The sequence below is a fragment of the Amorphus sp. MBR-141 genome (assembly GCF_053628695.1).
The window spans coordinates 1-7,710 of sequence record NZ_JBRJGW010000059.1; the positions used below are offsets into that span (position 1 = coordinate 1).

Genomic DNA, 7,710 nt, shown 5'->3' on the forward strand with positions numbered 1-7,710 from the left:
GAATTTTGTCGACCATGCACGTCCTCTTTCTCCCCTCCTGGTATCCAGCGGACCGGGACGACCCGTTCGGCAGTTTTTTTCGCGAACAGGCGCTCGCCATGAAGGACGCGGGATGCACGGTCGGCATCGTCGCACCACGCCTACTTTCGCTGACGCGCCCGATGGCCGCTCTGCGTGGCGCCGGCAAGACGCAGTTCGAGATCGACGAAGGGCTGCCGACCTATCGTAGGGCATCGGTAAACTGGACGCCGCGCCTGTGGCGGGCGAACGCCCGGCGCATTGCCGCCGCGGGATGGAACCTCTATCGGAACTATTGCGAAGAACATGGCCGGCCCGACATCGTCCATGTCCATTCGACGATCATGGGAGGGGCTGCGGCCAAGACGATATGGGAGCGCGATGGCGTGCCCTTCGTGGTTAGCGAGCACAGCTCGGCCTATGCGCGCGGGCAAATACGCCCGGCGGGAAAGGAGATCGTCCGTGCGGTTGCCGAACGATCGTCGGGCACCTTCGCCGTCAGCACCCCCTTCTGCCGCTTACTGGAGGACGTTCTCGACCTTCGTCCCTCCAGCTATCGCCGCGTACCGAACATGGTCCACCGGGCGTTCCTGACCGAGAACTTGGCCTCACTAAGACGGCGGAAAAAACAGCTACTGCATGTCAGCATGCTCGACCAAAACAAGAATGTGCAGTTGATCCTGAACGCTTTTCGTGACGCTTTTCGTGGCAATACCGATGTAGGCTTGACCATCGGCGGAGATGGGCCCGAGCGACCTAGGCTGCTCGAACTTGCGCGTGATCTCGATATCGATAGCCAGGTCCGCTTTCCGGGCAGACTGACGCGCGAGCAGGTGCGCGTCGAAATGGCGCGCGCCGACGCGTTCCTGCTGTCGAGCCGCTACGAGACGTTCAGCATGGTGCTGATCGAGGCGGTCGCGATGGGACTGCCGTTAGTCGCGACACGCTGCGGAGGACCTGAAGATATCGTGACCGATGAAAGGGGCATCCTCGTCCCGAATGACGACGTCCTAGCCTATGCCGAAGCTATGCGGAATATCGTCGAGGCAGGAGACAGGTATAATGCGCAGGAGTTGCGCGCGTCTTGCGCGGCCGAATACGGCCCAGAAGCGATCAGCGCGCAATGGCTGGACATCTATCGCCGGGCAACAGCGCGGGCGGGGCACGTAGCATGACATCGCTCGGCCTGAGACGCCTGTCGATCGATGCGTCGATGACGTTCATTCGCCAGTTTCTCGGCGGCCTGTGCCAACTCGGCAGCATTCTCCTGATCAGCCGCATCCTCGGCCCAGAAGGGACCGGCATCTATTCGATCGCGCTGCTCCTCCCCATGCTGCTCACATTGCTGCTCAACCTTGGGATCAACGCCTCGAATGTCTATTTCGTCGCGTCGAAACAGTTCACGTTGTCGCATGCGTGGATCGCCTCCAGAAATCTGAGTTTGCTGATGATCGTCGCCGGGCTGTTTGTGGGACTGGCGATCATCCTGCTTGCCGGCGCAACGCTTTTTCCCGGGGTGGATCGCGAACTGCTGATGCTGGCCATGCTGATCTTCCCGTCGGGACTGATGACGGCGATCTTTCTCAGCCTGGTACAGGCGGAGGAAGATTTCCGCAATTATAACATCATGGTGCTGGTGCAACCGGTCACCGGTCTCCTGCTGTTCTCCGCCCTTTGGCTAGGCGGAACCTTCACGCTGCCGCTGGCAATATCGGCAACGGTTATCTCCTATCTTGCGGGTTCGATCATGGGCTATCTGCTGGTACGCAGACGTGTCGACATTGCTTCGGTGGAAAAATTCGGCACCTATCTCTCCCCGGCGATTCGATACGGGGTCAAGGCGTCGTCAGGCAACATCATCGGTTTCCTCATCTACCGGCTCGACATCTTTCTAGTGAATATGTTTCTCGGCCCCGCCGCCACGGGCCTTTACACGGTCGCGGTCCGACTGGTCGAACAGTTGTGGATGATATCGTCGGCGGTATCGACAGTGCTGCTGCCGCGTCTTTCCGCCATGGTCGGCGACGATGCGGGTCGCGGCGCGCTCACATCACTCGTCACCCGCGCCACGTTTCATGTGACGCTGCTCGCCTCGGGCCTCCTCGCGGTCATGGCCGAACCTCTGATCGACATATTGTTCGGGTCGCGGTTCCAGGACGCCTCAATCGTGCTTTTCGTCCTGTTGCCCGGCGTAGTACTGATATCCGGCGGTCGCGTGATAGCGAACGACCTCGCCGCGCGAGGCAGGGTGGGACTAAATCTCTATCTCGCGATACTAACGCTCGTTCTCAACACGCTCGGAAACATTTTGCTTATTCCCGCCTTTGGCATCATCGGCGCGGCTGTAGCGACCAGCTTGGCCTATACATCGGACTTCGTCGTGCGCATGATCATCATGCACCGGATTTCCCGTGTGCCTTGGTGGCGCTTCATGTTTTCTGTCCGGTCCGACGTCCGGCGCGCGAAACTACTGTTCCACAAGAGGCGATCGACATGAAGCTGCTGACCTGCATCGGCGCCCGGCCCCAGTTTATCAAGGCGGCAACCGTGTCCCGTGCGCTATCGGCCCGCAACGACGTGCACGACGTTATTGTTCACACCGGCCAGCATTACGATACCAACATGTCGGACGTGTTCTTCGACGAGCTCTCGATCCCTAAACCCGATTATTATCTCGGCCTTGGCGGCGGCAATCACGGCGAGATGACCGGTCGTATGCTCGGTGCGCTCGAAGAGGTAATGCTCGACGAAAAGCCCGATATGGTATTGGTCTACGGGGACACAAACTCAACGCTGGCCGGGGCCCTCGCTGCGGTGAAGCTTCATTTTCCGGTCGCCCATGTCGAAGCCGGATTACGCAGCTTCAACCGCCGGATGCCCGAAGAAATCAACCGTATCCTCACCGACCATGCGTCCGACATCCTATTCGTGCCGACGGAAACCGCCTTGAAAAATCTTGCGCGCGAAGGCTTGCCCGAAGACCGCGTGCACCTTGTTGGCGATGTCATGTACGATGCCGCGCTCTTCTATCGCGAACGCGCGCGCCAGCCTGCGTTCTTTAGCGCAGAAGGCCTAAAGGACGGCAACTTCATCCTCGCCACCATCCACCGCGCGGAAAACACCGATGATCCCGAGCGGCTGGCAGCGATACTACGCGGGCTTGGCCGCGCCGGACGGCGCGTGGTCCTACCGCTGCATCCCCGAACGCGGCAGCGAATAAAGGCGCTTGGCATCGCCTTGCCTTCGTCGATACTATTAACGGAGCCCGTCGGATATCTCGAAATGATCTGGCTCGAAGTGCATGCCTCCGCGATCGCAACCGATTCGGGCGGCGTTCAGAAGGAAGCCTTCTTCCACGAAACGCCCTGTGTGACACTGCGCGACGAAACCGAATGGGTCGAACTTGTCGATGCCGGCTGGAACCAATTGGTCGGCGCCGACGAAGACCGGATCGCCGAAGTTCTGAAATCAAACGCGGCAAAGCAAAAGAAAAGTGCGATTTACGGCGAGGGCGTCTCGGCAAATCGGATCGTCGCACTGATCGAACGTTCGAGTGCCAGCTGCTCGGATCGACGGCTAAAGGCATGAAAATACTTTACGTGACCGGCATGGGAATCCCGCTGCGCGACATTCTGTCGGGAAAGCAGGTTGAGGAGGTTACACATTCGCCCGGCTTTTTTCAGCCTTGGTACCGGTTGGCATTGCGGGGCCATCAGGTCGACTTCGTCGCTACTTCGAATTTCAATGGTTATGGTGAAATCAATGTAGATTGGTTTACGAAAGATAATCTGAAATCTAATATATACGACCCTGCGATAGAGTTGCCTCTCTGGCGGCGCATCCCGCGACGGTTAAGCCGGCTGTTTCGCCTAGTCTATAGCGTCAACAAGGCGCTTCGCGAGGAAGACTACGACTTTGTGATGTGCTGGGCCTTTTTCGAAGGCTTTGTCGGCAACATCCTCGCAAACTGGCACGGCGTGCCGAGCGGGATGCGCTCGATGGGAACGTTGCTGGTTCCAGAATTGCGCGAGCGCGGGGCCATCGGCACGGCCCTTCGCCATCCTGTCGAATTTCTATCGTTCAAGCTGCGTAAGATTTTTTTTCTGATGACTGACGACGGCACCAAAGGCGACGAGCTGTTTCAAGCTTGGCGCCCTTCACGGAACAAATATGACTATCTATTCTGGAAGACGGGTGTTCAGTTCAAGACTGTCGATGATATCACGGCTGATATAGATAAACCGGCAGAACTATACCTATTCTTTGCAGCCCGCTTCGATCCATGGAAACGTCACGACTTAATCGTCGAAACCGTGCGCAATTTACATCAAAGAGGCCTGCCAGTTCACTTATACTTTGCTGGCGCGATCCAGTCGAAATCCTATTACGAGCAGGTCATGAGGCAAGCAGTGGATGCTGGAATCGCAGACCATGTCAAGTATCTGGGCTCGATAACAACAGACGAGTTACGCCTCTATGCCTATTACGCAGTAGCGAACCTTTTCATGTACGATGTGACGAACCTCGGAAATGTGTTCTTTGAGACTTATACAACGGGTGGCGTCATCATTGGCAAGAATGATGGTAGTCTAGACGAGTATATCGATGCGGGCCGCAATGGTTTCCTGATCGACAATTCCGAGCAGGCTGCGGATATCGTCGGTGGTCTTCTCACAGGCCGGTATGATATCGACGCAATTCGCCAGGCCGCGATCGACGATTCTCGCCAGAGATGCTTTTCTATGGATGAGCGTTTCAATGCCGAAGTTGCCTTGATAGAACATGTTGTGAAGACCGGCAGTACGGGTTTGGTACCTGACGCCGACGGAATTTGTAGACTGATAAAATCCACTATGGATAAGGGGTAATTTTATGGAATTTTGCTTATATTTTCGGTATATGAAGGCTTGAAAGAAGTAATGAAGCGTATACTACATTTTACACCTGGTTTCCGCTTAGGGGGTATTGAAACGCTTCTTCTGGGCCTTTACCGCAATCTCGACCGCGATCGGTTCCAGTTTGACTTCATGACCGACAATCTCGACGCAATGGAAGAGTTCGAGGAGATTCGTTCGCTGGGCGCGCGTGTCTACCAATTCGGCCGATACCTAGACAATCCCCTCGCTTATCAGCGTAAGTTCGTGAAGGTCATCGCCAGCATGGACCCTGATAGCACTATCTTCCACAGCCATGATCCACTACGATCAGGTCCTCTGTTGTTAGCCTGTCGGCGCAGAGGTATTAAGCGGCGCGTTCTCCATTCACACACAGATAGCTTCAAGGGCTCGCGACGCAAATATGTCGCCCGGCCGATCTTGTTTCTAACCAACGGGCTGGCAACGCACTATTTTGCTTGTTCGAACGACGCCGGTAGGTTCATGTTCCCGGGCCGGGAGTTCTCGATCTTCAACAACGCAATCGACCTGTCCCGATTTGTCTTTGATCGCCCTGCCCGCGATGTCCTGCGCGCAAAGCTAGGCATTGGCCCTGAGGGGGTGGTTATTGGGCATACCGGACGTTTCACATTCCAAAAGAATCACGACTGGATCATCCGGGTCTTCGCCGAATTCGTGAAAGTTCGCTCGGACAGCCATTTGCTTCTGGTCGGAGCAGGCCCGCTCGAGAACGAGATGCGGCGTCTTGCGACCGAACTTGAGGTGAGCGACCGGGTAATCTTCGCGGGCCGGCAGAGCGATGTGCGAGCCTATCTCAGCGCGATGGACCTCTTCTGCCTACCATCCCATTATGAAGGGTTCGGAATCTCGCTAATCGAAGCTCAGGTCAGCGGTTTGCCCGCGCTGGTCTCCGACATAGTCACGGACGAGGTATGCCTGACCGAGGCGATAAACAAGTTTAGCCTCAATGCGGCAGCAAGCGAATGGGCTTCCATGCTGGTCGCCTTGCATAAAAAAGGCCGATACAAGAGCACCGACCAAATTGGGAAACTGAGAGATGCCGGATACGACATCCGCACCCAATGGAAAAAGCTGGTCGAACTATATGGATTATCAGCTTGATCCGATAGGCGAGAAATTCGAATTCTTATGCATCCGCGGTTCTGCAGATGCATGCACTAGCCCCTGTTATTCACGGCGGCCGGCGAAAGGGACTGGCGGATGTAGTCTAAGCTCCTGATGTGGCATAGGATTCGGTTTCTTACACCACCCCGTCCGCACGGATACTCGCGCCACATCCGCCATGCGTGACGATACGATTCCCACCTTCTCATTTCCAGCGCTGCGCTCGAGGAAGATCATGGCCGCCTTCGACGGCGGCAGGATCTCCTCGAATGGCGGCGTGATGCTGCTGCGCGAGGTCGAACGAGGTCTGGGGTTTGCGGAGCGTCTCGCCGCGCGGATCCCGGATCATCGCGACCAGGCGAGCGTGACGCATCTGCTTCCCGACATGATCCGCGCCCATATCTTCGCCATCGCCTGCGGCTACGAGGACTGCAACGACTTCGATCGGCTGCGGGTCGACCCGGCCTTCAAGCTCGCCTGTGGCAGATTGCCGGAGAGCGACAAGGATCTGGCGTCCCAGCCGACCATGTCGCGCCTGGAGAACGCGCCGACGCTGCGCGACGCCATCCGGCTCACCTACGCTCTGGTCGACCAGTGGATGGCGAGCTATGCCGCGCCGCCCGCCGCGGTGACGCTCGATATCGACGACACCTGCGACGTGGTGCACGGGCGCCAGCAGCTCTCGCTCTTCAACGCCCACTACGATGCCCGCTGCTTCCTGCCGATCCACGTCTACGACACCGCCACCGGACGCCCCGTCGCGGTCGTCCTGCGTCCGGGCAAGACGCCGTCGGGACGAGAGGTCCGTAGCCACATCCGGCGGCTCGTCCGGCACATCCGGCGCTCCTGGCCGACGACCCGGATCACGAGCCGCGGCGACGACCACTATGCCCGACCCGAGGCGATGAACTGGTGCGAGGACAATGGCGTCACCTACATCTTCGGCCTGACCGGCACCCGGCCGCTCGCGCGCAAGGTGCAGGAGACGGCGGACGCGGTGCGAACACGACGAGCGGTCGAGGATACCGACGTCGTTCGCGACTTCGCGGAGACCCCGCACAAGGCCAAGACCTGGAGACGCAATCGCCGCGCCGTCGCCCGCATCGAGGCGACCCGCCTTGGCCTCGATATCCGCTTTGTCGTCACCAACATCACGGGCGTCTCGCCCCGCCACGTCTACGAGACGCTCTGCTGCGCCAGGGGCCAGGCGGAGAACCTGATCAAGGCTCACAAGAGCCACCTCGTCTCCGACCGCACGTCCTGCCGCCGGGCTGTCGCCAACCAGGTCCGCATCGTCTTCCACCTGGCTGCGGCTCGGGGTGAAGGACGCCATCCCGGCCACATGCGAGCTTGCCCGCGCCGAGTTCGGCACGATCCGGCTACACCTCATGAAGATCGAAGTGCGCGTCAAGGAGACGACGAGCCGCGTCCGCCTCGCCTTCGCCGCTGGCTGCCCGGAGGCGGAGCTCTTCCGCGGCCTCGTCGTCGCCGTCGCTCCCCAAGAGCTCGGCGCCTCACCCTGAAGGACGGGGACGTACGAGCCCCGCTGAACCCCAAAGCATCCTCTCCAACGCGTAGCCAGGTACCAACTATACCGCGCAGCCGGCGCCGAAGGAGAGCTCTGTCTCGACACAGAGACCGCGTCAGCCCGCACCCTCATGAATAGGAACGG

5 protein-coding genes and 1 pseudogene are annotated in these 7,710 nt (G+C 58.7%); all 6 read left to right on the plus strand.

Going from position 1 to position 7,710, the window contains the following annotated elements:
• A partial coding sequence (locus ACSSVZ_RS27555; protein ID WP_453974068.1) for a glycosyltransferase occupies positions 1-1,193 on the plus strand: 1,193 nt, incomplete at its 5' end.
• On the plus strand, positions 1,190-2,515 hold the full coding sequence (locus tag ACSSVZ_RS27560) for a flippase (RefSeq protein WP_453974069.1): 1,326 nt from the start codon (positions 1,190-1,192) through the stop codon (positions 2,513-2,515). The genes ACSSVZ_RS27555 and ACSSVZ_RS27560, both read left to right, overlap by 4 nt.
• Positions 2,512-3,606: a non-hydrolyzing UDP-N-acetylglucosamine 2-epimerase gene (gene wecB / locus ACSSVZ_RS27565; RefSeq protein WP_453974070.1), complete on the plus strand. Its 1,095-nt coding sequence runs from the start codon at positions 2,512-2,514 to the stop codon at positions 3,604-3,606. The genes ACSSVZ_RS27560 and wecB overlap by 4 nt, the downstream gene beginning before the upstream one ends.
• The gene (locus tag ACSSVZ_RS27570; protein WP_453974071.1) at positions 3,603-4,886 is read left to right on the plus strand and encodes a glycosyltransferase; all 1,284 of its coding nucleotides are present in this window, start codon (positions 3,603-3,605) and stop codon (positions 4,884-4,886) included. Before wecB ends, ACSSVZ_RS27570 begins: the two co-directional genes overlap by 4 nt.
• A 51-nt stretch (positions 4,887-4,937) precedes the next feature.
• Positions 4,938-6,035 carry a glycosyltransferase family 1 protein gene (locus ACSSVZ_RS27575; RefSeq protein WP_453974072.1) on the plus strand — a complete coding sequence of 366 codons (1,098 nt, stop codon included), beginning with the start codon at positions 4,938-4,940 and terminating at the stop codon, positions 6,033-6,035.
• A 181-nt stretch (positions 6,036-6,216) separates the two neighbouring features.
• Positions 6,217-7,561 (plus strand): annotated as a pseudogene (locus ACSSVZ_RS27580) (IS1380 family transposase).
• The last annotated feature ends 149 nt before the right edge of the window (positions 7,562-7,710 follow it).

Bases quoted from the DNA above. Each gene is read 5' to 3' on its own strand.
- ACSSVZ_RS27560 (WP_453974069.1), top strand. From the start codon at position 1,190: ATGACATCGCTCGGCCTGAGACGCCTGTCGATCGATGCGTCGATGACG.
- wecB (WP_453974070.1), top strand. From the start codon at position 2,512: ATGAAGCTGCTGACCTGCATCGGCGCCCGGCCCCAGTTTATCAAGGCG.
- ACSSVZ_RS27570 (WP_453974071.1), top strand. From the start codon at position 3,603: ATGAAAATACTTTACGTGACCGGCATGGGAATCCCGCTGCGCGACATT.
- ACSSVZ_RS27575 (WP_453974072.1), top strand. From the start codon at position 4,938: ATGAAGCGTATACTACATTTTACACCTGGTTTCCGCTTAGGGGGTATT.